The organism is Leisingera sp. SA32 (assembly GCF_056033425.1).
The window spans coordinates 169270-190988 of the sequence record NZ_JBVYHB010000001.1 but is presented as its reverse complement, the minus strand read 5'-3'; the positions used below and the strand labels follow the sequence as shown (position 1 = coordinate 190988).

Annotated in this window: 26 protein-coding genes and 1 tRNA gene; 10 read left to right on the top strand and 17 right to left on the bottom strand. The window is 65.0% G+C overall.

The window, feature by feature from the left end:
* Positions 1-9 precede the first annotated feature (9 nt).
* Positions 10-1392, bottom strand: a complete 1383-nt coding sequence (regB, locus tag AC0IPL_RS00965) for a sensor histidine kinase RegB (protein WP_474271306.1) — start codon at positions 1390-1392, stop codon at positions 10-12.
* Positions 1393-1508: 116 nt separating this feature from the next.
* Here regB and AC0IPL_RS00960 point away from each other — a divergent pair, with 116 nt between their 5' ends.
* Positions 1509-2129 (top strand): SCO family protein, encoded by a 621-nt coding sequence (locus AC0IPL_RS00960; protein ID WP_474271304.1) that lies wholly within the window; start codon positions 1509-1511, stop codon positions 2127-2129.
* Between the two features lie 76 nt (positions 2130-2205).
* Positions 2206-2760, top strand: coding sequence for an ActR/PrrA/RegA family redox response regulator transcription factor (locus tag AC0IPL_RS00955; RefSeq protein ID WP_474271302.1), 555 nt, complete (start codon positions 2206-2208; stop codon positions 2758-2760).
* Positions 2761-3151: 391 nt separating this feature from the next.
* Here the strand turns inward: AC0IPL_RS00955 and AC0IPL_RS00950 are convergent, their stop codons facing one another.
* Positions 3152-3748, bottom strand: coding sequence for an HD domain-containing protein (locus AC0IPL_RS00950; protein WP_474271301.1), 597 nt, complete (start codon positions 3746-3748; stop codon positions 3152-3154).
* 239 nt (positions 3749-3987) lie between these two features.
* On the opposite strand from AC0IPL_RS00950, the gene AC0IPL_RS00945 reads away from it, so the two are divergent.
* Together AC0IPL_RS00945 and ahcY are read left to right on the top strand one after the other, a co-directional pair.
* Positions 3988-4302, top strand: a complete 315-nt coding sequence (locus AC0IPL_RS00945; RefSeq protein WP_474271299.1) for a hypothetical protein — start codon at positions 3988-3990, stop codon at positions 4300-4302.
* 183 nt (positions 4303-4485) lie between these two features.
* Positions 4486-5874, top strand: coding sequence for an adenosylhomocysteinase (gene ahcY / locus AC0IPL_RS00940; RefSeq protein WP_474271297.1), 1389 nt, complete (start codon positions 4486-4488; stop codon positions 5872-5874).
* Positions 5875-6187: 313 nt separating this feature from the next.
* Here the strand turns inward: ahcY and AC0IPL_RS00935 are convergent, their stop codons facing one another.
* Genes AC0IPL_RS00935 through tsaD form a run of 5 tightly spaced genes read right to left on the bottom strand, consistent with a single transcriptional unit; the run spans position 6188 to position 9384 of the window.
* Positions 6188-6583 carry a DUF1761 domain-containing protein gene (locus AC0IPL_RS00935; RefSeq protein WP_474271295.1) on the bottom strand — a complete coding sequence of 132 codons (396 nt, stop codon included), beginning with the start codon at positions 6581-6583 and terminating at the stop codon, positions 6188-6190.
* A 48-nt stretch (positions 6584-6631) separates the two neighbouring features.
* The gene (locus AC0IPL_RS00930) at positions 6632-7054 is read right to left on the bottom strand and encodes an EVE domain-containing protein (RefSeq protein WP_474271293.1); all 423 of its coding nucleotides are present in this window, start codon (positions 7052-7054) and stop codon (positions 6632-6634) included.
* Positions 7054-7326: a YciI family protein gene (locus tag AC0IPL_RS00925; protein ID WP_474271291.1), complete on the bottom strand. Its 273-nt coding sequence runs from the start codon at positions 7324-7326 to the stop codon at positions 7054-7056. Before AC0IPL_RS00925 ends, AC0IPL_RS00930 begins: the two co-directional genes overlap by 1 nt.
* 1 nt (position 7327) lies before the next feature.
* Positions 7328-8290: an NAD(P)H-dependent glycerol-3-phosphate dehydrogenase gene (locus tag AC0IPL_RS00920; RefSeq protein ID WP_474271289.1), complete on the bottom strand. Its 963-nt coding sequence runs from the start codon at positions 8288-8290 to the stop codon at positions 7328-7330.
* Positions 8287-9384 carry a tRNA (adenosine(37)-N6)-threonylcarbamoyltransferase complex transferase subunit TsaD gene (gene tsaD, locus AC0IPL_RS00915; protein WP_474271287.1) on the bottom strand — a complete coding sequence of 366 codons (1098 nt, stop codon included), beginning with the start codon at positions 9382-9384 and terminating at the stop codon, positions 8287-8289. The genes AC0IPL_RS00920 and tsaD overlap by 4 nt, the downstream gene beginning before the upstream one ends.
* 74 nt (positions 9385-9458) lie before the next feature.
* Between tsaD and AC0IPL_RS00910 the strand changes: the two genes are divergently transcribed.
* The 3 genes from AC0IPL_RS00910 to AC0IPL_RS00900 are packed head-to-tail and all read left to right on the top strand — an operon-like array spanning position 9459 to position 13075.
* Positions 9459-10184 carry a uroporphyrinogen-III synthase gene (locus AC0IPL_RS00910; protein WP_474271286.1) on the top strand — a complete coding sequence of 242 codons (726 nt, stop codon included), beginning with the start codon at positions 9459-9461 and terminating at the stop codon, positions 10182-10184.
* A gap of 52 nt (positions 10185-10236) precedes the next feature.
* Positions 10237-11544, top strand: a complete 1308-nt coding sequence (locus AC0IPL_RS00905; RefSeq protein ID WP_474271284.1) for a COG4223 family protein — start codon at positions 10237-10239, stop codon at positions 11542-11544.
* A 10-nt stretch (positions 11545-11554) separates the two neighbouring features.
* The gene (locus tag AC0IPL_RS00900; RefSeq protein WP_474271282.1) at positions 11555-13075 is read left to right on the top strand and encodes a heme biosynthesis HemY N-terminal domain-containing protein; all 1521 of its coding nucleotides are present in this window, start codon (positions 11555-11557) and stop codon (positions 13073-13075) included.
* Between the two features lie 242 nt (positions 13076-13317).
* Here AC0IPL_RS00900 and AC0IPL_RS00895 read toward each other — a convergent pair.
* Positions 13318-13404: transfer RNA gene (locus tag AC0IPL_RS00895), tRNA-Leu, on the bottom strand.
* A 142-nt stretch (positions 13405-13546) separates the two neighbouring features.
* Between AC0IPL_RS00895 and AC0IPL_RS00890 the strand changes: the two genes are divergently transcribed.
* From AC0IPL_RS00890 to AC0IPL_RS00880, 3 genes are read left to right on the top strand one after another with little or no spacing between them, the layout of a single operon-like run.
* Entirely contained in the window at positions 13547-14350 is an 804-nt protein-coding gene (locus tag AC0IPL_RS00890; RefSeq protein ID WP_474271280.1) for a UDP-2,3-diacylglucosamine diphosphatase, read from the top strand.
* A gap of 15 nt (positions 14351-14365) precedes the next feature.
* A complete protein-coding gene (locus AC0IPL_RS00885; protein WP_474271278.1) occupies positions 14366-15583 on the top strand; it encodes a BtaA family protein in 1218 nt (405 codons plus the stop codon).
* A 5-nt stretch (positions 15584-15588) separates the two neighbouring features.
* On the top strand, positions 15589-16236 hold the full coding sequence (locus AC0IPL_RS00880) for a class I SAM-dependent methyltransferase (RefSeq protein WP_474271277.1): 648 nt from the start codon (positions 15589-15591) through the stop codon (positions 16234-16236).
* A gap of 13 nt (positions 16237-16249) precedes the next feature.
* Here the strand turns inward: AC0IPL_RS00880 and ureG are convergent, their stop codons facing one another.
* From ureG to AC0IPL_RS00835, 9 genes are all read right to left on the bottom strand, one after another.
* A complete protein-coding gene (gene ureG, locus AC0IPL_RS00875) occupies positions 16250-16879 on the bottom strand; it encodes an urease accessory protein UreG (protein WP_474271276.1) in 630 nt (209 codons plus the stop codon).
* Entirely contained in the window at positions 16876-17529 is a 654-nt protein-coding gene (locus AC0IPL_RS00870; RefSeq protein WP_474271274.1) for an urease accessory protein UreF, read from the bottom strand. Before AC0IPL_RS00870 ends, ureG begins: the two co-directional genes overlap by 4 nt.
* Entirely contained in the window at positions 17513-17953 is a 441-nt protein-coding gene (ureE, locus tag AC0IPL_RS00865; RefSeq protein WP_474271272.1) for an urease accessory protein UreE, read from the bottom strand. The genes AC0IPL_RS00870 and ureE overlap by 17 nt, the downstream gene beginning before the upstream one ends.
* Positions 17954-17996: 43 nt before the next feature.
* The gene (locus AC0IPL_RS00860) at positions 17997-18224 is read right to left on the bottom strand and encodes a DUF1127 domain-containing protein (protein WP_474271270.1); all 228 of its coding nucleotides are present in this window, start codon (positions 18222-18224) and stop codon (positions 17997-17999) included.
* Between the two features lie 149 nt (positions 18225-18373).
* Positions 18374-20083: an urease subunit alpha gene (gene ureC / locus AC0IPL_RS00855; RefSeq protein ID WP_474271268.1), complete on the bottom strand. Its 1710-nt coding sequence runs from the start codon at positions 20081-20083 to the stop codon at positions 18374-18376.
* Positions 20083-20388 (bottom strand): urease subunit beta, encoded by a 306-nt coding sequence (locus AC0IPL_RS00850; protein ID WP_474271266.1) that lies wholly within the window; start codon positions 20386-20388, stop codon positions 20083-20085. The genes ureC and AC0IPL_RS00850 overlap by 1 nt, the downstream gene beginning before the upstream one ends.
* Positions 20385-20546, bottom strand: coding sequence for a hypothetical protein (locus tag AC0IPL_RS00845; protein WP_474271265.1), 162 nt, complete (start codon positions 20544-20546; stop codon positions 20385-20387). The genes AC0IPL_RS00850 and AC0IPL_RS00845 overlap by 4 nt, the downstream gene beginning before the upstream one ends.
* 20 nt (positions 20547-20566) lie before the next feature.
* Positions 20567-20869, bottom strand: a complete 303-nt coding sequence (locus AC0IPL_RS00840) for an urease subunit gamma (RefSeq protein ID WP_474271263.1) — start codon at positions 20867-20869, stop codon at positions 20567-20569.
* Between the two features lies 1 nt (position 20870).
* Positions 20871-21668, bottom strand: coding sequence for an urease accessory protein UreD (locus tag AC0IPL_RS00835; protein WP_474271261.1), 798 nt, complete (start codon positions 21666-21668; stop codon positions 20871-20873).
* Positions 21669-21719 lie beyond the last annotated feature (51 nt).

Genomic DNA, 21719 nt, shown 5'->3' with positions numbered 1-21719 from the left:
AATGAATACTTAAATTTCTAAAGGTAAATTTTTCCCGATAACAGGGCCACCATCCTCCATCGCGTCGATTTTTTTGCGCGGCCAGGTCACCACAACGACCGCGCCGCGGCGGTCGGTGGCGTGGTCGGCCTCGCGGCCATTGGCGAATCGCAGCTGCGCCCCGGTGCGTTCCAGCAGCGTCTTGGCGATGAACAGCCCCAGCCCCATGCCCTCATACTCCGGGCGTTGGTGATGTTCGCTTTCGCCCTTGCGGCGGCGCACGAAAGGGTCACCGATCCGGCCCAGCAGCTGCGGTGGGAAACCCTTGCCGTCGTCGCTGATGCGCAGCACGATGGTGGTGTCATCCCAGGCCGCGGTGATCCAGACGGTGGAGCGCGAGAAATCGACCGCGTTCTGCACCAGATTGCGCAGCCCGTGAATGATCTCCGGCTTGCGCAGCACCGTGGGCTGCTGAAAATCACCGCCCTCCAGCGGCGCCTCGTCATACAGCACCGCCTTGCCGCGGTGCATATGCGGCTCTGCCGCCTCGTTCACAAGGGCCGAAAACGGCGCCTGGCGCAGGTGCAGGTCATCCTTGCCGGCCCGGCCCATGCTGCGCAGGATGTCGCGACAGCGGTCCGCCTGGGCGCGGATCAGTGCGGCATCGTCGCGCAGGTCGGGGCGGTCGTCCAGCTCCTCGATCAGCTCTGCGCTGGCCAGCTTGATGGTGGCCAGCGGCGTGCCCAGCTCATGCGCGGCAGCAGCCACCACGCCGCCCAGATCGGTCAGCTTCTGCTCCCGCGACAGCGCCAGCTGGGTGGCGCTCAGCGCGTCCGACATCAGCCGCATCTCGTTGCTGACGCGGAACGAATAGGCACCGATAAACAGGATGGCGATCACGATGGCGATCCAGTTGCCAAAGATAAAGACGTCCGGCACCCGCAGCATGAAGCCGATTTCGGTGCGCAACGGCAGGTGAAATTCTGCCATCAGCGTCACCAGAATGATGGCGGTGGCGCCGATGATCAGGGTCGAACGCAGCGCCATCACCGCGGCCGAGATCGTCACCGGCCCCAGCACCAGCAGCGCAAAGGGGTTGTTCAGACCGCCAGTCAGATACAGCAGAAACGCCAGCTGAAGCAGGTCGAACAGCACCATCAGGAAGTTTTCGAACTCCGTCAGGCGTTTGTTTTCCGGAAATGCCAGCACCGCCACCAGGTTGCCCGCGGCGGAAACCCCGATGGCCAGATAGCACGCCAGCAGCGGCAGCTGGAGCTGGAAGTGATACTGCGCCACCGCAATCGCCGCCAGCTGGCCGGTGATGGCCACCCAGCGTAGCAGGATCAATGTGCGCAGCCGGATCCAGTTGCTGTGTTCCTGCCCGCTTGTCAGCCGGAAAAGGCGGTTGATCATCGGCCTGGGTGCTCCCGTAGATGTGACGCCGTGCAGCAGTTGCATCGGTCGCATTTCTTGATAGGTCTGCCGCCGACCACGATCAACAACCCTTGCCTGACCAAAGGTGTGACCTCATGACCCGTCTTTCTGCAATCCTTGCCACCGTTTGCGTTTCTGCCCTGCTGGGCGGTGCCTGGTTCCTGACCCGCGATGGCAACGGCAGCGACAAACTGGCCCAGTGCCGCAGCAGCCAGATTGCCGGCGGCGCTGAGACCATTGGCGGCCCGTTCGAACTGGTCAACGCCAAGGGCGAAACGGTCACCGACAAGGATGTGATCACCGAACCCTCCATCGTCTATTTCGGCTATACCTTCTGCCCCGATGTCTGCCCGATGGACGCTGCGCGCAACGCCGATGCCATCGACGAACTGGCCGACCGCGGCTACAGCGTAACGCCGGTGTTCATCTCCATCGACCCGGACCGCGACACCCCCGAAGTGGTTGGCGACTATGCCGAAAACCTGCATGAGAAGATGATCGGCCTGACCGGCTCTGCCGCCCAGGTCAAGGCCGCCAGCCAAGCCTACAGGACCTACTACAAAAAGAACGAAGGCGACGACGAGTACTACCTCGTGGACCATTCGACCTTCTCCTACCTGGTGCTGCCCGAGCAGGGCTTTGTCGAATTCTTCCGCCGCGACGAAAGCGCCGAGCAGATGGCCGACAAGACCGCCTGCTTTATTGAAAACAGCTGAGGCGGATAGCTGTTTGACCTTTTCCCTTGCCCGGACATACTCTGGCGGGACATCAAAACTAGGCGGAGGACCGGGCATGGCGGACATTGCTCTGCAGGAGATCGGACCGGACAAAACATTGCTGCTGGTCGATGACGATGAGCCGTTTCTGCGGCGCCTGGCCAAGGCGATGGAAAAGCGCGGCTTTGAGGTGGAGACCGCAGGTTCGGTTGCCGGCGGCAGCGCCATCGCCACCGCCCGCCCGCCGGCCTATGCGGTGGTTGATCTGCGGCTCGAGGACGGCAATGGCCTGGACGTGGTCGAAATTCTACGCGAGAAACGCCCCGACAGCCGCGTTGTCGTTCTGACCGGGTATGGTGCCATTGCCACCGCGGTTGCCGCGGTCAAGATCGGCGCCACCGACTACCTGTCGAAACCGGCTGATGCCACCGACATCATGAACGCGCTGCTGGCCAGCACTGATGAGCTGCCGCCGCCGCCGGAAAACCCGATGAGCGCCGATCGGGTGCGGTGGGAGCATATCCAGCGCATCTATGAGCTCTGCGACCGCAATGTCTCGGAAACCGCGCGGCGGCTGAATATGCACCGCCGCACCCTGCAACGGATCCTGGCCAAGCGCAGCCCGCGCTGACCGCAGCCGACAAGCAATCCTGCGGGCCCGCATCAGACCGGCCCGCAGGGTGTTGCACAGCCAGCGTACGCAGGCTTTACGCGGCTTTTCCCCCTGTCTGCCATGATCGCATCTGATCGCGGTCATCGTCGGGGCTGACATCCCCGGCATCCCAGGAACAGGTTCCCCTATCCGGGGGACGTGCAGAGACAACGTTTAGCACGCGGGCGGATACGCCCGTCCATCTCCGCCTATTGGCGGCGCCGCCATTCTTTACCTGGCTGTACGTCCCGCGCCGAACCGGCAGCAGACAGCAGCGCGCGAAAAAGACAGACACCGGCGGGGCAGATGCCCCGGTCGGACGCTTCGCTGCGCCGCCCGCGCGGGCTATCGCAGCCGGCCAGGACGAGCGTCACATCTGTGCAAGCAGCTGATGATGGCGGGCCACAAAATCCTGCCGCACCTCAAGCGGCGGCCGCAGACGGATCTCCAGACTGCCGGTGATCTCCGTATTCGGCCGACCAAAGAACTTGCTGGCCTCAGCCTCTGAAAACCCGGCGATCTGCACCGCCTCCATCCAGGCGCTGATCTTGTCGGCGCGTTTGATCTGCGCCTTCACCGTCTTGGGCAACGCCGAAGGCAGACCAAAGCGCAGGTGGATGGCCGCCGTCAGCCGCTGGTCCAGCGCGCCATACCCCGGACCGACCGCCGCTTTGACCGGCGAAATCATATCGCCAATCACATATTCCGGCGCGTCGTGCAGAAGCGCTGCCAGCCGCCACTTGACCGGCGCTTTGGGCTGTATCCGGGCAAAGATCTCCTCGACCAGCAGCGAATGCTCCGCCACCGAATAGGCGAAATCCCCCCGCGTCTGCCCGTTCCAACGCGCGACGAAGGCCAGCCCGTGGGCGACGTCCTCGATCTCGATGTCCATCGGTGTCGGATCCAGCAGATCCAGACGGCGGCCGGACAGCATCCGCTGCCAGGCACGGGCAGGTTTGGCGGGCATGAGTTTGCTCCTGATCCCTGTGGCTTACCCCCGTGACTACCCCTTGAACGGGATGCGGGCAATGGCCGCGCGGGCCAGCGGATGGGGGTCGGGGGGCTGCGGTAAACGCAGTGTTTACACGCCGTGAGTTTGAAACCGGCCGGGGGCGACCCAATATTATAGGCACCAAAGGGGCACCGCGCCCCCTTTTCGCGGCAACCCCTTTTCCTGACGTGACACGCAATGGAAAGGAGTTTGTCATGTTCAAGCGTATATTGGGACTGTCTTTGTTGTTCGGCATGGCGGCAACCGCGCCACCGGCCTTGGCGGCCAGCTGCGGCGACCGCACGGCGATGACGGAAAAACTGCAAAACGGCTATTCCGAACGGCTGACAGCGGGCGGTCTGCAAAAAAGCCGACCCCAGGCAACCGTGATCGAAGTCTGGGCCTCGGATGAAACCGGAACCTTTACCGTTCTGGTGACACATGCGAATGGGCTCAGCTGCGTTGTCGCAACCGGATCCGGCTTCTTCCATATCCCGGATGACGCGTCCGTACCGGGGACCCCAAGCTGACTTGCACGGATCGGCTGGCGATCCCCCATCGCCTGTCCAAGATCCAAGCGTGATTTCTGAAACACCCTGCCCATGTCGCGTGCCGGGCCGCTGCGCCCCGGCTGCGGGCATCTTCGTTGAATATAAAGACCTGCGATGCTACGCCCTGATGCAACTTTACTCGCAACCGGAATGGAGCAGACTATGGCCGGGGATTATATCGTCAAGGACATCGCGCTTGCAGGCTTTGGCCGCAAGGAGCTGGACATCGCCGAAACCGAAATGCCGGGGCTGATGGCCCTGCGCGAGGAATACGGCGACAGCCAGCCTCTGAAAGGCGCACGCATTGTCGGCTCGCTGCACATGACCATCCAGACCGCCGTGCTGATCGAAACGCTGGTGGCGCTGGGCGCAGATGTACGCTGGGCGTCCTGCAACATTTTCTCAACCCAGGATCACGCCGCCGCCGCCATCGCCGAGGCCGGCATCCCGGTTTTTGCCATCAAGGGCCAAAGCCTTGAGGAACATTGGGATTACCTCGACAAATCCTTTATGTTCCCGGACGGCCCGAACCTGATCCTGGACGACGGCGGCGACGCCACCCTCTATGTTCTGCTTGGTGCGCGCGCCGAGGCCGGCGAGGACATCATCCCGGTGCCGCAGTCCGAGGAAGAAGCGGTCATCAAGGCGCAGATCGCCAAGCGCATGGAGGCCTCGCCGGGCTGGTTCACCAAGACGCGCGATGCGATCGTGGGTGTCTCCGAGGAAACCACCACCGGTGTCCACCGCCTGTATGATCTGCAAAAGAACGGCCAGCTGCCGTTCCCGGCGATCAACGTGAACGATTCTGTCACCAAGTCGAAGTTCGACAACAAATACGGCTGCAAGGAATCGCTGGTCGACGGCATCCGCCGGGCCACCGACACCATGATGGCCGGCAAGGTTGCCGTGGTCTGCGGCTATGGTGACGTGGGCAAAGGCTCCGCCGCCTCCCTGCGCGGTGCCGGTGCGCGTGTGAAAGTCACCGAAGCCGACCCGATCTGCGCCCTGCAAGCCGCCATGGACGGTTTTGAGGTGGTGCTGCTGGAGGATGTGGTGTCATCCGCTGACGTTTTCATCACCACCACCGGCAACAAGGACGTGATCCGCATCGAGCATATGCGCGAGATGAAGGACATGGCCATCGTCGGCAACATCGGCCACTTCGACAACGAAATCCAGGTCGCCGCGCTGAAGAACCACAAGTGGACCAACATCAAGGACCAGGTCGACATGATCGAGATGCCCTCGGGCAGCCGCATCATTCTGCTGTCCGAAGGTCGCCTGCTGAACCTTGGCAATGCCACCGGTCATCCGTCCTTTGTGATGTCGGCCAGCTTCACCAACCAGGTTCTGGCCCAGATTGAGTTGTGGACCCGTGGCGATCACTACGAAAACGACGTTTATATCCTGCCCAAGCACCTTGACGAGAAAGTCGCCCGCCTGCACCTGGGCCGGATCGGCGTCAAACTGACAGAGCTGAGCCCGGAGCAGGCTGCCTATATCGGCGTTAAGCCCGAAGGCCCGTTCAAGCCGGAACACTACCGTTACTGAGCCTTCGCGCTCCCGAAATCAGGCGCTGCCGGAGCAATCCGGCGGCGCTTTTTTTGTCCCGGTGCCGGGCCGGAAGCGCACCAAAAAGTTGTCCGCTCCATTTGACTTGCATTGTCGGGGTTATTGCTTTGCGGAATCGCGCGCAAATGGGCTATCACTTAGAGACCGGCCAGGACGGCCAGGAACCAGATTTTCAGACGCGTGTGGTGGATATGGGCACGCGGGGTGGAAAGGGAAGGTCCTGATTGTCCTCAGGGTCTTCCCTTTTTCAGTTTCAGCAGCTCGGTTCTCTTCTGACCGTGTCCCGGCATTCTCAGAACAGTGTCAGCACCAGACCCGCCGCCGCACAGGCCAATGTTGCATAACCTGCGTCTATCAGCGTCAACGCCACGGGACGGTCGCCATAAAGGTTGTTCAGCGCAATCCACGGGCTGATGAAGAACAAGCCGATCCCCAGGCCCCCGATCAACCCGGCCGCCAAAGTGTCGATGCCCGACAGGGTGAACACATGGCGCATCATGCCGACCACAATCAGCTGTAGCCCGAACGCCATCACATACATCATCGGATTCTGGCTGCCCTTCGGCTTGCCGTCGGCATCGCATTCGACGCCAGAAGCCGCCACCCAAGGCTTGGCCAGCGCCCCGTAATAGGCGGCTCCCAGACCAAAGGCGACGGCGGCGGCGGCAATGACGCTCAGAAATTCCATGGCTCGCTCCTCAAATGGATTCAGTCACTTGAGGATCAGAATGGCAGATCACTCCGGGTCTGTCTGCCCCAGCGCGCAGATGGCTTGCCATTCGGATACGCTGACCGGCTGCACCGACAGGCGGGCGTTCCTGACCAGCACCATGTCCTCCAGCCGCGGATCCATCTTGATCTGGTCGAGGCTGACGGGAGTGGAAAAGCTGCGCACCGCCTTGATGTCGACGCACTCCCAGCGGTCGTCCTCGGTGGTGCTGTCGGGATGTGCCTCGGCGCAGACCTCGACGATGCCGACCACGGATTTTTCCTTCTGCGAATGATAGAAGAACCCGCGGTCGCCAAGTTTCATTTCGCGCATGAAGTTGCGCGCCTGGTAGTTGCGCACGCCGTCCCATTCCTCGCCCGTCTCGCCCTTGTCCAGCTGGTCCTGCCAGCTCCAGGTGGAGGGTTCAGATTTGAACAGCCAGTAGCGCATCAGCCGATGACCTTTTTCCAGGTGATCAATTCGACGGCCTCGAACAGGCCTGCCTTGTTGTAGGGGTCATTGGCGGCCCAGGCTTCGCCAGCCGCCATGTCCTCGACGTCCAGAATAACCAGAGAGCCGGCCATATTGCCATCCTGATCCAGCAGCGGGCCGGCCTGGGCCACCACACCGGTGTCGTTGATATAGGCCAGATGGGCGTCGCGATTGTCGAGACGGGTTTGCAAATGGCCGGGTTTGTCACGGGCGATCAAGGCAATGAGCATTTTATTCCTCTTTTAGCGGTCTTTTAAGTAAATGGGCCGCTGCCTCCTCGATCGTCAACTCCTGATCTAGCAAATTGGTTACCGTCTGCGTGATCGGCATCTCTAGGTTCAGCTTTTCCGTCTGCGCCGCCACCGCGCGGGCGGTGGCCGCGCCCTCCACCGTGACCGAGGCGTCAAAGCTCTCGCCGCGGCCGATCGACAGGCCCAGCCGGAAGTTGCGCGACAGCTCGGAACTGCACGTCAATGTCAGATCGCCAAAGCCCGACAGCCCGGCCAGGGTTTCCGCGCGCGCACCGCAGGCCAGCGCCATGCGCTGCATTTCGGCATAGCCGCGGGTCATCAACGCGGCACGGGCGCTGTCGCCGAGGCCGGCCCCGATCACGGCGCCGCAGGCGATTGCCATCACGTTCTTCAGCGCACCGCCCAGCTCCGCACCGATGGTGTCGGTGGTGCGGTAGAGCCGCAGGTTGGCAGTGGTCAGCTGGGCCTGCAATTGCTGCCCCAGTGCGGCATCCGCGCAGGCCAGCGTCAGCGCGGTTGGCAACCCGCGAGCGATATCGGCGGCAAAACTCGGCCCTGTCAGCAGCGCCGGGCGGCAGTCCGGCGCGGCCTCGCGCAGCACCGCTACCGGTCCCAGCCCGGTGTTCAGCTCAATCCCCTTGCAGCAGGCGACCAGCGTCTTGCCCGCCAGCTGGTCGCGGTGGTCGCACAACACTCCGCGCAGCTTCTGCATCGGCACCGCCAACAGCAGCACGTCAGCTGCCGCCGCGGTCTCCAGATCGGCGGTGACGGTCAGCGCATCGGGCAGCGCGACGCCCGGCAGTCGGTCGGCGTTGCATCGGTCGCGCTGCATGGCGGCGGCGGCGTCTGCGTTGCGGGCCCACAGGGTAACCGGCCCGTTCCCCGCCAGGGAGATCGCCAGCGCGGTGCCGAAGGCGCCCGAACCCAGAACCGAAACTGTCATGCCTTTGCTCCCTTGCGGCCCGATCCGATCAGCGCCGGGCTGGCGGTATCCAGCGGCCAGCGCGGCCGCGCGGTCAGATCCAGCCCGTCGCGCGCGCCGCCCCGGAAGCGCTCCAGCCCGGCATAGGCGATCATCGCGGCATTATCCGTGCACAGCCGCAGGGGCGGCGCGGTGAAGGCGGCGCCGGCTTCGGCGCAAACCGTCTCTAATGCTACGCGAATGGCGGTATTTGCCGCCACGCCGCCGGCCACGGCGACCGTTGGCTGGGCCGGGTTCTCTTCCATGTACAGGCGGATCGCGCGGCGGGTTTTCTCCGCCAGCGTGTCCACCACCGCCGCCTGGAACCCGGCGCAAAGATCGGCGCGGTCCTGCCGCGTCAGCCCGCCCTTTTCTGCCGCGACCTGGTCGCGTATCCGCATCAGCGCGGTCTTGAGGCCCGAGAACGACAGGTTGCAATCGGGCCGGTCCAGCAGCGGGCGCGGAAAGCGGAAGCGTTTGGGATCGCCGCCTTCCGCCTCGGCCTGCACCGCAGGGCCGCCCGGCTGCGGCAGGCCCAGCAGGCGCGCGGTCTTGTCAAAGGCCTCGCCCGGCGCATCGTCGATGGTGCCTCCGAGGCGGGTAAAGTCTTCGGCCCCGCGCACCAGCAGGTATTGGCAGTGCCCGCCGGACACCAGCAGCATCAGGTAGGGGTAGGCGATGCCATCGGTCAGCCGGGGCGTCAGCGCGTGGCCCGCCAGATGATTGACCCCCACCAGCGGCAGGCCGGTGGCAGCCGCAAGTCCCTTGGCGCACATCACGCCCGACATCACCCCTCCGATCAGCCCCGGCCCGGCGGTGACCGCGACCGCATCCATGTCCCGCAGCGTCAGCCCGGCCTCGGCCAGCGCATCACGCACGCAGATGTCCAGCTTCTCGGCATGGGCGCGGGCGGCGATTTCCGGCACAACGCCGCCATAGGCGCTGTGCAGCTCGGTCTGGCCGAACACAATCGAGGAGAGAACCTCGGGCCGGTCATCTGCGGCCTGCCGCACAACGGCGGCAGCCGTGTCGTCGCAGCTGCTTTCCAGCCCCAGGATGGTCAGGGTCTTTGTCATGGTGTTACCGTTGCATCAGATTGCCGCCGGGGCTACCACCTCTGCGGCCTGCAAACAATCCCGGGAGCCTTGCGATGGTCCCTCTGCTGATGACACGTCCGCTGGCTGCGGCACGGCGGTTCGTGGCCGACCTGCCCGAGGATCTGCGGGCCAAACTGGACGTGACCTATGCGCCCCTGATGGAGATCCGCCCCCGCGCGGCGTCGATTGACCTGTCGGATGTGCAGGGGGTGATCTTTACCTCTGCCAATGCCGTGGCCATCGCTTCACGTGAAACCGCGGCGCGCTGCCCGGCGTATTGCGTCGGCACCCAGACAACCGAGGCCGCCCGACACGCCGGCTGGCAGGCAACCTGCGTCGGCGGCTGCGCGGATGCGCTGGTCGATACGCTGCTGTCGCGGATGCCTTTGGGCCCGCTGGTGCATCTGCGCGGGGCGCATGGTCGCGGTGCCATTTCGGACCGGCTCAGCGACGCAGGCTTGCCCTGCCGGGTGCAGGTTGTCTACGATCAGGCCCTGTTGCCGCTGAGCGATGCGGCGCGGCGGTTGGTGGTGGCGCAGTCCAGCGTGATCGTGCCGCTTTTTTCACCCAGAACGGCGCGTCACTTTGCCAGTCTGTGGGAAGATGCTGGCAATTTGCATCTGATTGCGCTCAGCAAGGCTGTGGCGGAACCGTTAGAGTGCTTGAACTTCAAGACGTTGCACGTAAGCGAGGCAGCAGATAGCAAGGCCATGGCACAAGCGGTGCGTGATGCCGCACAAAGGGTGTCGCGGCTTGAGGGGAGCGCAGGCGCGGAGTAGTGTCCGGTCTGTTCGCAGGATCGTATTTTAGGAATCGAGTGGGGAGACCGGCGTGGCTGACAAGAAAACTCCGGAAGACGTTTCGAAACCCGGCCCCGGCGGCGACCAGCCGGAAACGGATGTGGCCACTGGTCAGCTCGGGCAGGGCGAAACCGAAAAAAAGGTGATTGACCCGGAGGTTGACGCGGCGACCGTCTCTCCCGAGACCGAGACCGAGACCGAGACCGAGACCGAGACCGAGACCGAGACCGAGACCGAGACCGAGACCGAGACCGAGACCGAGACCGAGACCGAGACCGAGACCGAGACCGAGACCGAGACCGAGACCCCGGTGGTTACCGGTCCGCCGACGGCTCCGGCTGAACGGGTGGTGGAAAAACGCGGTGGCTTTGGGGCTGCCCTGCTGGGGGGCGCGGTGGCTGCGGTGCTCGGCTTTGTTGTTGGTCAGGGTGGCCTGCTCGACACGGTGCTGCCGCCCGCGCTGCAACGGTCGGCCTCCGTTGATCCGCAAACCTATGCCGACAGCCAACAGGCATTGCAGGCGCAGCTTGCGAATATGCAGGTGCGGCTCGACGGGCTCAGCCAGCCCGATCTGACACCGCTGGAGCAGCGTGTGACCGCGCTGGAGGAGGCGCAGCCCGTGCAGGACGGCGCTGGCGCGGTGCAGGAGCTCGCCGCGAGGGTGGCGGATCTGACCACCCGTCTGGACCAGCTGGAGGCGCGCCCTGCGATGGATGCGGCCTCGCCGGAGACGGTTGCGGCCTTTGAGACAGAACTGGACAAATTGCGCGAGAGCCTGGCGGCGCAGCGCGCCGAGGTTGAGGACATGCTGGCCAAGGCGGAGGAGATGGACGCGGCCAGCGCCGAGGCGGCCCGGATCGCCAGCGCCCAGACGCAGCTCGCGCAGCTGCGCGCCGCCTTGGACAGCGGCATCGAATTTGTCGCCGAGGTGCAGGCGCTGGAGGAGCTGGGCGTTGACGTGCCGGGGGCGCTGTCCGGCGTGGCAGACAGCGGCGTTGCCACCCTGTCCGCCCTGCGCAGCGGATTCGTGCCAGCCGCGCGCCAGGCGCTGGCCCAGGCCCGCGAGGACGCCAAGGGCGGCGGCAACCTGCTGGACTACGTCAACCGCCACCTCGGCGCGCGCTCGGTGACCCCGAAACAGGGCGATGACCCGGATGCGGTCCTGTCCCGCGCCGAAGCTTCGGTGGCCGCAGGGGAGCTTCAGCAGGCGCTGGACGAACTGGCCGCGCTGCCCGAGCCTGCCCGTGCGGCGCTCTCTGGCTGGGAAGCCTCTGCCAAAGCCCGCATTGCCGCTGTGGATGCCGCAGCCGAACTGGCCCACAGCCTGCAAGCCAAATAAGGAAACCGTCATGCTTTGGTCGTTGTTGAAAATCCTCGTATTTGTCGCGATTGTCGCGGTCCTTGCCTTTGGTGCGCGGCTGCTGATGGAAACTGCCGGCGGGGTGCAGATCACCGTTGCGGGCACCGAATACACGCTGAGCGCATTGCAGTCCGTGATCGCGCTGGGCGTGCTGGTGCTGGGGGTCTGGCTGGTTCTGAAACTGTTATCGCTGCTGGTGGCGACGCTGCACTTTCTGAACGGTGACGAAACCGCGCTGTCGCGCTATTTCGACAAGGGGCGTGAGCGCAAGGGCTACAAGGCGCTGTCCGACGGGCTGATGGCGCTGGCCTCGGGCGAGGGGCGGCTGGCGCTGACCAAGGCGGAGCGGGCCGAGAAATACCTGCGGCAACCAGAGCTGACCGACCTGCTGAAGGCCCAGGCCGCCGAGTTGAGCGGCGACACCCACAAGGCGGCCGAGGCCTACAAGCGGCTGCTGGCGAACCCGCCGACCCGTTTTGTCGGGGTGCGCGGCATCATGAAGCAGAAGCTGTCCGAAGGCGATGAGGAAACCGCCCGCCAGCTGGCCGAAAAGGCGCTGGCGCTGCGGCCCAAACACGCCGAGGTGCAGGACACGCTGCTGCGGTTGCAAGCCCAGGCAGAGGACTGGGCCGGCGCGCGCAAGACGCTCTCGACCAAACTGAAAACCGGCACTCTGCCGCGCGATGTGTTCAAACGCCGCGATGCGGTTCTGGCGCTGTCCGCCTCGCGCGGGATCGTGGATGAGACCGCCACCGTGGAACAGCAGGAGCAGGCCATCGAGGCGAACCGGTTGTCGCCCGACCTGGTGCCGGCGGCGGCGATGGCCGCGCGCGCCTATCTGGCCAAGGGCAAGAAACGCCCGGCCATCAAGGTTTTGAAAAAGGCCTGGGAAGCACAGCCGCATCCTGATCTCGCCCATGCCTTTGCCGCGGCAGAGCCGGAGGAGAGCGCGGCGGAGCGCGTCGCGCGGTTCGATCAACTGGCGCGGCTCAAACCACACCATGATGAGACGCGGCTGGTGATGGCGGAGCTGAACATCGTGGCCGAAGACTTTCCGGAGGCGCGCCGCTGGCTCAGCGATCTGTCGGAGCGCGCACCGGATGCGCGGGCCTTGACGTTGATGGCGGCGATCGAGCGCGGCGAAGGCTCGGATGACAAGGTGGTGCAGGGCTGGCTGACGCGGGCGCTGACCGCGCCGCGCGGTCCGCAATGGGTCTGCGACAGCTGCAATCACATCCATGCCGACTGGGCCCCGGTCTGCGAGAACTGCACCAGCTTTGACACGCTGTCCTGGAAACGGCCGGAAACGCCTGAGGTGGCCAGCGCCGCCGCGGCGCATATGCTGCCTCTGATCACCGGAAATTCCAAGGATCACCCTGTCACCCCGACGGCGGCGGAAGAGGCGATTCTGACGCCCGTGCAGGACGCCGAGCCAGACGCGGCGCAGCAATCCGTTCCGACCGACGCCCAGCCCGCAGATGCGCCGGAGCAGGTGAAGGAAACACGGTAAAGTCATTGGCGGGGCGGGCCGTTTGCCCGTCCCCCTGATCTGCGCAGTACCCACCGCACCGCACCGCGGCGCCAGTCGGCGATCCGGTCTGGCGCCATTCAATCTTGTGCCGTGGAACGGCCATGCAATGGCGGCCTGTTCAAACGCACAGGCACGCGCGGCGCTGCCACCGTGCAGATCTGAAATACCGGGGCAATGTCCTGCCGGTCACTGGCCTGTCGGGGACTGAAATGTCGGGGGAATGGTGCCCAGGAGAGGACTCGAACCTCCACGTCCATACGGACACTAGCACCTGAAGCTAGCGCGTCTACCAATTCCGCCACCTGGGCAGGTGTCGTGCAGGCGCGTATAAGGTGCAAAGCCGGGGGCGTCAAACGGAAATCGAAAGTCGTCGAACTCTGCGGCAGCGTCATGGTCCTGTTATGTGGAGGCGTTAGGTCCGAAACCACGCAACCAGCCGGGACCGGGCCTGTGAAGTATCGCACCATTTTCCTGTCGGATATTCATCTGGGAACGCCGGGCTGCCAGGCTGCGCTGCTTCTCGATTTTCTGAACCGCCACCAGGCGGAGCAATATTATCTGGTCGGCGACATCGTCGATGCCTGGCGGATCCGACGCAAAGGCTTCTTGTGGCCGCAGGCCCACAATGATGTGGTGCAGGCGCTGCTGGAAAAGGCGCATGCCGGTGCCCGCATCTATCTGATTCCCGGCAACCACGACGAATTTCTACGCTCGTATCTTGGCACCCATTTCGGCGGGATCGAGGTTTGCCACAGGGCTGATTTCACTGCCGCGGATGGCAAGCGGTACCTGGTGACCCACGGCGATCAGTTCGATTCGGTTGTGGTGAACGCCCGCTGGCTCGCGCACCTTGGGGATCGGGCTTATGACTTCATGCTGTGGCTCAACACCCATATCAACCGCGTGCGGCATCTGTGGGGCGGCCAATACTGGTCCTTGTCGAAATGGGCCAAGCATCAGGTCAAGCAGGCGGTCAATTTCATCAGTGAATATGAAGCGGTGCTGAGCAGCGAGGCCCGGCGCGGCGGCTATGACGGGGTGATCTGCGGCCATATCCACAGCGCCGCAATCCGGGATCTGGATGGGATTTCCTATGTGAACACCGGCGACTGGGTCGAAAGCTGTACCGCAGTGGTCGAGCTGGACAGCGGACGGCTGGCCTTGATCGACTGGGAGCACACGGCCCGCATGGCCCGCCACAGGGATCGCACCCGCCGCGCCCGACGCAAGCAGAGACACCTGGAAAATGTTTGAAGAGGCGCGCGACAGATGACGGTGACCGCACAGGCGCAACTGGATGCAGCGGTGCTGCAACAGGGCGACGCTGCAACCGGATGGCTGGAGCGGCTGTTCTCCCGGCTGTTCTTGGGATTGGTCTATCCGCAGATCTGGGAGGATCCGGTGGTGGACATGGCGGCGCTGGAGATCTCGCCGCAGGACAACCTGGTCTGCATCGCCTCGGGCAGCTGCAACCTGTTGTCCTATCTGACGGCAGGCCCGGCCTCTGTCACCGGGGTGGATCTGTCGCCCGCGCATGTGGCGCTGGGGCGGCTCAAGCTGGCGGCGGCGCAGGCGCTGCCCGATCACGCGGCCTTCTACCAGGTCTTTGGCCGCGCCGACATGGCGGCAAACCGTGCCTTGTACGACCGCTACATCCGGGACCACCTGGACCCGCAAACGCGCGCCTTCTGGGAGGGTCGCAGCCTGCTGCGCCGCCGGATCTCGGTGTTTCAGACCGGGTTCTACCACCACGGGCTGCTGGGGCGCTTTTTGGGTGCGGTGCATCTGGTGGCGCGGCTGGGGCGGGTGGATTTTGCCCCCTTGCTGGCGGCGCGCACCCTGGCAGAGCAGCAGGCGTTCTTTGACCAGAAGATCGAGCCGTTGTTCGACATGTGGCTGGTGCGCAGGCTGGCGGGGTTCCGTGCCGCGCTGTTTGGCCTCGGCATTCCGCCCGCGCAATATGACAAGCTGGCGGCGGATGGCGGCGGCGATGTGCTGCCAGTTCTGCGTGAACGGGTACGCAAGCTGATGTGCGATTTTCCGATCCGGGAGAATTACTTCGCCTGGCAGGCCTTTGGCCGCTGCTACGACCCGGCGCCGGATGCGGCGTTGCCGCCCTATTTGCAGGCGCAGAACTTTGCGGCGCTGCGCCGCTATGCCGAACGCGGGCGGCTGGTGAACCGATCCTTGACCGATCTTCTGGCGACAGAGCCAGCAGGGTCGAAACAGGGCTATGTGCTGCTGGATGCGCAGGATTGGATGAATGACACGCAGCTGAACGCGCTGTGGCAACAGATCAGCCGCACCGCCAGCCCAGGCGCGCGGGTGATTTTCCGCACCGGCGGCGCGGGTGACATCCTGCCGGGCCGGGTGCAACCGCAAATCCTGAACCGCTGGCGGTATGACGCCGAGGCCTCGGCCCGCGGCACCGCCGATGATCGCTCCGCCATTTACGGTGGGTTTCACCTCTATCGCTATCAGGGATAACGCCGATGCTGGACAGTATGACCCATACCCATGCCGCGCTGATGGACGAGACCTACCGCCACCAGCGACGGATCTATGATGTGACGCGCAAGTATTACCTGTTCGGGCGGGATCGCCTGATAGCGGGGCTGGTGCCGACCGAAGGGGCCCATGTGCTGGAGGTGGCTTGCGGGACCGGTCGGAACCTGCATCTGGCGGCGCGCAGGTACCCGCACGCTGCATTCTACGGACTCGATATTTCGCAGGAGATGCTGAATTCCGCCCGCGCCAAACTGGGCGACCATGTGCAGCTGGCGCGGGCCGATGCCTGCCAGTTCGAGGGCGGGCAGCTGTTCCGGCGGCCGCAGTTCGACCGGGTGGTCATCTCTTACGGCCTGTCGATGATCCCTGACTGGCAGGCGGCGCTGCGCATGGCCTGCGCCCATCTGGCGCCGCGCGGGCAGCTGCATGTGGTCGATTTCTCCGATCTGCACGGCTGGCCGGAATGGTGCGGGCGTGGGCTGAACCGTTGGTTGGGCCGGTTTCACGTCACCCCGCGGCTGGACTTGCAGACGGAACTGGCGCGCGCTGCCGCGGACATTGGCGGTCAGCTTCAGCATTGGCAACTGTACCGCGGCTATGCCCAATACGGCGTGGTGCAGCGTCCGGGCTGAGCTGGCGCAGATGCTAGGCCACCTGCGCCAGCCGCAGCCCACCCATCTGCACCAAGTGGTCGATGACATGCTCCACCCCCTGCCGGTGGCGCAGGGCGCAAAAAACAAAGGGCCGCCCCTTGCGCATTCTCAAAGCGTCGCGCTCCATCACCTCGAGCGAGGCGCCGACATGCGGCGCGAGGTCGGTCTTGTTGATGATCAGCAGGTCGGATTTGGTGATCGCTGGGCCGCCCTTGCGGGGGATTTCCTCGCCCGCGGCGACGTCGATCACATAGAGCGTCAGATCCGCCAGCTCGGGGCTGAAAGTGGCCGACAGGTTGTCGCCGCCGCTTTCGATCAGCACTACCTCCACCTCCGGGTGGCGCGCCTGCATCTCTGCCACGGCGGCAAGATTGATCGAGGCGTCCTCGCGGATGGCGGTATGCGGGCAACCGCCGGTCTCGACGCCGATAATGCGGTCCTGTGGCAGGATCTGCATCCGCATCAGCGCCTCGGCGTCCTCCCGGGTGTAGATGTCGTTGGTGATGACCCCGACCGAGCATTTGTCGCGCAAGGCCTCGGCAAGGCAGGCCGTCAGGGTGGTCTTGCCGGCGCCGACGGGGCCGCCGATGCCCACGCGCAGCGGGCCGTTTTGACTGCTCATGTCCGGAAAATCCTTGAATATTGGGTTTCATGTTGCATGGACGCGATGTCCGCGAGAAAGGCGGTGGAGCTCAGATCCTGCAGGCTGCCCTGCAGCGCCTGCCGGGCGACCTGCGCGCACAGCGGCGTCAGGTCGCGGATCAGGCGCTGGGCGTCGGTCTGGCCCAGCGGCACCAGCCGGGTGGCCACGGCGACGAGGTTGGCGGCAAAGCCCTGCAGGAACATCTGTGCGGTCAGCAGCAGCGGCAGGTCCTGCAGCCGTGCGGCGCGCCCCACAGCCACCGGATAGGACAGTCCGTCCAGCTCCAGCGCCCAGACATCGCCGGTCACGCTGCCAAAAGCCTGCCCCAGCAGAGACGTCTCCTTCAGCCGTTCGGCCGAGGCGCAGAAAGCCCGGGCGGTGGCGTCGATTTCGGCCAGTTTGTCGGCATCCGCTGCGCGGTGGGCCGCCGCCAGGAGCAGCGCATCCGACCGGCCCGAGCCGTGTTGCAGAACCTCGGTGATCCAGTCCCCGGCGGCCTGTGCCGAGGCCACGGTGCCCGCGTCGATCGCCGCCTCCAGCCCGTGCGAATAGGCAAAGCCGCCCACCGGATAGGCGGGCGACAGCCATTGCGTTAGCGTCAGGATGGCGGCGTCAGTGGGCGTGGCCATGGGTCCGTCCGTGCCCGTATGCGCCGCCTTCGGGGGTGAAAGGCTCCACCACCTCGCGCAGCACGGCGCCCAGTTTTTCCAGCATGTCACGGATCACATGATCGCGCTGGATCAGCAGCCTGTCGGCCTCGATCTGGCAGGGGGTGTGGCGGTTGCCAATATGCCACGCCAGCTGCAAAAGCGTGTCCCCGCGCACCTCCAGAAGCGCCTCGGGGGCGGCGATGACCTCGATCTCTCGGCCATCCTCCAGCCGCAGTACGCCACCATGGTCGAGCGAGCGTGTCTGCGCCAGATCGACCAGAAAGCGCTCGCCCGCATCGGTGGTCAGCACTTTGCGGCGCAGGAAACGGCCATCGTAGTCCAGTGAAACCTGGGCCTGTGGCTGGCCGTGGCCATGGTCGTGGTAGATATGCGCGGTCAGCATCCGACACCACCTGCGCGGGGCCGGATGCTGACCAACGGAAATGTCAGACGTAGTAGGTGTCGCGGAACACGTGGTGCACGATGTCCTCGCGCTTCAGGCCGCGTTCGGCCAGCTGGGCATCGCTCATCTCGTTGAGCCGCTGGACCGCCTGCATGCGGGCGTTGGATTCCGACATCGCGACCATAACCCGGCCGATTGCCGACGCGCCACGGCGCAGAATGCCTGCCAGATCGAAAGCCGGTGCGGTGATTTGCGTTGCGTAGTTTGCCATTGGAGGTCACTCCTTTTTCAGTGAACTCCTCCCTCTGCGACCAGATGTATATTGCAGGTGCAGCATTTTGTAGGTCTGTCTGCGCAAGGCGGGGATGTGTCCAGTGCAATGCCATGTTTTTGGTCATCTTTTGCTCCCGATGCTTCATTTCAGTACAGGAAATAGCGCTGCGCCATCGGCAGCACCTCCGCGGGCTGGCAGGTGAGCAACTCGCCATCGGCGCGCACCTCGTAGGTTTCGGGGTCGACCTCCACCTGCGGGGTGGCGGTGTTCAGCCGCAGATCCTGCTTGCCGATGTCGCGGGTGTTGCGCACCGCCACGGTCTGCTTGGCCAGCCCCAGCCGGGCGGCGACGCCGTCGGCCTGCGCGGCCTCGGAGACAAAGGTGACGGCCGACTGTTCCACCGCCCGCCCGTAGGCACCGAACATCGGACGGCTGTAGACCGGCTGCGGCGTCGGGATGGAGGCATTGGGATCGCCCATCTGGGCGCAGGCAATGGTGCCACCCAGCAGCACCATCTCCGGCTTCACCCCAAAGAACGCGGGATCCCACAGCACCAGATCGGCGCGCTTGCCCGGCTCGATGCTGCCGATTTCATGGCTGAGCCCATGGGCGATGGCCGGGTTGATGGTGTATTTCGCGATGTAGCGGCGCACGCGCATGTTGTCGTTGTCGCCGGTTTCCTCGGCCAGGCGACCGCGCTGCTTTTTCATCTTGTCGGCGGTCTGCCAGGTGCGGATCAGCACCTCGCCCACCCGGCCCATGGCCTGGCTGTCACTGGCGATAATCGAAAACGCGCCCATGTCGTGCAGGATATCTTCTGCCGCGATGGTTTCGCGCCGGATGCGGCTTTCGGCAAAGGCGACGTCTTCGGGGATCGACTTGTCCAGGTGATGGCAGACCATCAGCATGTCCAGATGTTCTTCGATTGTGTTCACCGTGAAGGGACGCGTCGGGTTGGTCGAGGACGGCAGGACGTGGTTCTCGCCGCAAATCTTGATGATGTCCGGCGCGTGGCCGCCGCCGGCGCCTTCGGTGTGGAAGGCGTGTATCGTGCGGCCCTTCATGGCGCCGACCGTATGTTCTACAAAGCCGCTCTCATTCAGCGTATCGGTGTGGATCATCACCTGCACGTCCATCGCGTCCGCGACGCCAAGGCAGCAGTCGATGGCGGCGGGGGTGGTGCCCCAGTCCTCGTGCAGCTTCAGCGCGCAGGCGCCGGCCAGAACCTGTTCCTCGATTGCGGCGGGCAGCGAGGCGTTGCCCTTGCCGGCAAAAGCGAGGTTCATCGGAAAGGCGTCCGCCGCCTGCAACATCCGCCCGATGTGCCAGGGGCCGGGGGTACAGGTGGTGGCGAGGGTGCCATGGGCCGGGCCGGTGCCGCCGCCCAGCATGGTGGTGAGGCCCGAATGCAGCGCGTCCTCGATCTGCTGCGGGCAAATGAAATGGATGTGGCTGTCAAAGCCACCCGCGGTCAGGATGCGGCCCTCGCCGGCGATCACCTCGGTGCCGGGACCTGCGATGATATCGACGCCGGACTGGGTGTCCGGATTGCCGGCCTTGCCGATCCGGGCGATGCGCCCGTCCTTCAGCCCGACGTCGGCCTTGAAGATGCCGGAGTGGTCGATGATCAGCGCATTGGTGATGACCGTGTCCATCGCGCCCTCGGCGCGGGTGGCCTGCGACTGGCCCATGCCGTCGCGGATCACCTTGCCGCCGCCGAACTTGACCTCCTCGCCATAGGTGGTCATGTCGCGTTCCACCTCGATCACCAGATCGGTGTCCGCCAGCCGCAGCCGGTCGCCGGTGGTGGGGCCGAACATAGCGGCGTAATCCGCTCGGTTGATTGTTGCCGGCATCAGAGCGCCCCCATGACCTGTTGATTGAACCCGAAGACGCGGCGTGCGCCGCCGATCGGGATCAGCTGCACTTCGCGGCGTTGGCCCGGCTCGAAGCGCACCGCGGTGCCCGGCGCGATGTCCAGCCGCAGCCCGCGTGCGGCGGCGCGGTCAAACTCCAGCGCCGGGTTGGTTTCGGCGAAATGATAATGCGAGCCGACCTGCACCGGGCGATCGCCGGTGTTGGCCACCATCAGGGTGATCGACTCGGCCCCCGCGTTCAGGGTGATCTCGCCCGCGGCCGGGAACAGCTCTCCGGGGATCATTTCGGCAGCTTCGACAGCAGCAGGACGGCAACCGCGGCCACCACCACCAGACCGACGCCCAACGTTGCATAGTCGATGCCATGGGCGTGCACATGCGGCTGGCTGTGGGCCATCGCGGGACCGGAGAGGACAAGCGCGGGGAACAGGATGCGGTTCATGGGGAGTCTCCTATGACAGGTTAGCGGATGGGGTTGTGGACGGTGACCAGCTTGGTGCCATCCGGAAAGGTGGCCTCGACCTGAACCTCGTGAATCATTTCCGGCACGCCCTCCATGCAGTCGGCGCGGCGGATCACCTCGGCACCGGCCTGCATCATGTCCGCCACCGACCGGCCGTCACGGGCGCCTTCGACCACCGCGTCGGTGATCAGGGCGATGGCCTCGGGGTGGTTCAGCCGGACGCCGCGCGCCAGCCGTTTGCGGGCGACCTCGGCGGCCATGGCGACCAGGAGCTTGTCTTTTTCACGCGGGGTCAGGTTCATGTCATATCATCCAGCATCGGGGGAGAGGGTCGGTGTTCAGTTGGCGCAGCACCGGCAGCATGGTGCGGCGCAGCTCGAAACTGTCGGCGGCAAGCAGCCGAACCACCAACAGGTCGGGTGCCAGCAGGCTGGCGCCGGCGCTGTCGGGCAGCCTCTGGCGGACGGGCTCCAGCTGCGCCTCTGCGTTGATGGCGGCATAGACGATCAGCGCCATCGCGTCGGCGCCGTTCGCCAGATGCGGTCGCGCCAGATGCGCGCTGAGATCTCCGGCAAAGCGCATTGCGTCCAGAAAAACGGCACGGCCATCGCGCCGGATCTCGATCCGGTCGCGCAGCCTGATGGTGCTGAGCCGTTCACCCATGGCGGCGCGGCCGAACACCATGGGTTCCACCAGCAGCAGGCTGGCATCCGCGGCCAGGTCGGCCCGCAACTGGCGGTCCAGCGCGCTGCCGTTAAACAGGATGGTTTCCTGCGGCAGCCAGTTCAGCCGTGCACCCGGCGCGACCTGAAGATGGTTGCGCACCTGCCCAAAGGGGCCGGGCTGCGCGAGGTAGGCGCGCTCACAGGCTTGGGTGGTCAGGGTCAGGGTGGTGCCCGTCCCTGCCTGTGCCGTCAGATCAAACGTATCGCCGCCGGTGATCCCGCCTGCAGTGTTCAGCAGCACCGCCTCCAGCGCGTCGGAGGAGTGGCGCGGAAACAGGCATCTGAAAGAGCCGGACTGGCGCAGATCGTCCAACACAGAGCGCCGGCCCAGCAGTTTTGCGGCAAGCTGCACCGCGCCACGCGCCCGTGGCTGCATCGCCGGTGCGCAATCCGCGGCGGTTTCGGGCGTTATGGGGGCAAGCTGTGT

Excerpts from the sequence above, each read along its gene's own strand:
- AC0IPL_RS00930 (WP_474271293.1), bottom strand. The coding sequence starts at position 7,054 with ATGCGCTACTGGCTGTTCAAATCTGAACCCTCCACCTGGAGCTGGCAG.
- ureE (WP_474271272.1), bottom strand. The coding sequence starts at position 17,953 with ATGCTGACCGCGCATATCTACCACGACCATGGCCACGGCCAGCCACAG.
- AC0IPL_RS00960 (WP_474271304.1), top strand. The coding sequence starts at position 1,509 with ATGACCCGTCTTTCTGCAATCCTTGCCACCGTTTGCGTTTCTGCCCTG.
- ureG (WP_474271276.1), bottom strand. The coding sequence starts at position 16,879 with ATGAGCAGTCAAAACGGCCCGCTGCGCGTGGGCATCGGCGGCCCCGTC.
- AC0IPL_RS00920 (WP_474271289.1), bottom strand. The coding sequence starts at position 8,290 with ATGACAGTTTCGGTTCTGGGTTCGGGCGCCTTCGGCACCGCGCTGGCG.
- AC0IPL_RS00835 (WP_474271261.1), bottom strand. The coding sequence starts at position 21,668 with ATGCAGCCACGGGCGCGTGGCGCGGTGCAGCTTGCCGCAAAACTGCTG.
- AC0IPL_RS00840 (WP_474271263.1), bottom strand. The coding sequence starts at position 20,869 with ATGAACCTGACCCCGCGTGAAAAAGACAAGCTCCTGGTCGCCATGGCC.
- AC0IPL_RS00955 (WP_474271302.1), top strand. The coding sequence starts at position 2,206 with ATGGCGGACATTGCTCTGCAGGAGATCGGACCGGACAAAACATTGCTG.
- AC0IPL_RS00950 (WP_474271301.1), bottom strand. The coding sequence starts at position 3,748 with ATGCCCGCCAAACCTGCCCGTGCCTGGCAGCGGATGCTGTCCGGCCGC.
- AC0IPL_RS00860 (WP_474271270.1), bottom strand. The coding sequence starts at position 18,224 with ATGGCAAACTACGCAACGCAAATCACCGCACCGGCTTTCGATCTGGCA.
- regB (WP_474271306.1), bottom strand. The coding sequence starts at position 1,392 with ATGATCAACCGCCTTTTCCGGCTGACAAGCGGGCAGGAACACAGCAAC.
- AC0IPL_RS00850 (WP_474271266.1), bottom strand. The coding sequence starts at position 20,388 with ATGATCCCCGGAGAGCTGTTCCCGGCCGCGGGCGAGATCACCCTGAAC.
- tsaD (WP_474271287.1), bottom strand. The coding sequence starts at position 9,384 with ATGACAAAGACCCTGACCATCCTGGGGCTGGAAAGCAGCTGCGACGAC.
- ureC (WP_474271268.1), bottom strand. The coding sequence starts at position 20,083 with ATGCCGGCAACAATCAACCGAGCGGATTACGCCGCTATGTTCGGCCCC.
- ahcY (WP_474271297.1), top strand. The coding sequence starts at position 4,486 with ATGGCCGGGGATTATATCGTCAAGGACATCGCGCTTGCAGGCTTTGGC.
- AC0IPL_RS00880 (WP_474271277.1), top strand. The coding sequence starts at position 15,589 with ATGCTGGACAGTATGACCCATACCCATGCCGCGCTGATGGACGAGACC.
- AC0IPL_RS00925 (WP_474271291.1), bottom strand. The coding sequence starts at position 7,326 with ATGCTCATTGCCTTGATCGCCCGTGACAAACCCGGCCATTTGCAAACC.
- AC0IPL_RS00845 (WP_474271265.1), bottom strand. The coding sequence starts at position 20,546 with ATGAACCGCATCCTGTTCCCCGCGCTTGTCCTCTCCGGTCCCGCGATG.
- AC0IPL_RS00910 (WP_474271286.1), top strand. The coding sequence starts at position 9,459 with ATGGTCCCTCTGCTGATGACACGTCCGCTGGCTGCGGCACGGCGGTTC.
- AC0IPL_RS00945 (WP_474271299.1), top strand. The coding sequence starts at position 3,988 with ATGTTCAAGCGTATATTGGGACTGTCTTTGTTGTTCGGCATGGCGGCA.
- AC0IPL_RS00885 (WP_474271278.1), top strand. The coding sequence starts at position 14,366 with ATGACGGTGACCGCACAGGCGCAACTGGATGCAGCGGTGCTGCAACAG.
- AC0IPL_RS00935 (WP_474271295.1), bottom strand. The coding sequence starts at position 6,583 with ATGGAATTTCTGAGCGTCATTGCCGCCGCCGCCGTCGCCTTTGGTCTG.
- AC0IPL_RS00870 (WP_474271274.1), bottom strand. The coding sequence starts at position 17,529 with ATGGCCACGCCCACTGACGCCGCCATCCTGACGCTAACGCAATGGCTG.
- AC0IPL_RS00900 (WP_474271282.1), top strand. The coding sequence starts at position 11,555 with ATGCTTTGGTCGTTGTTGAAAATCCTCGTATTTGTCGCGATTGTCGCG.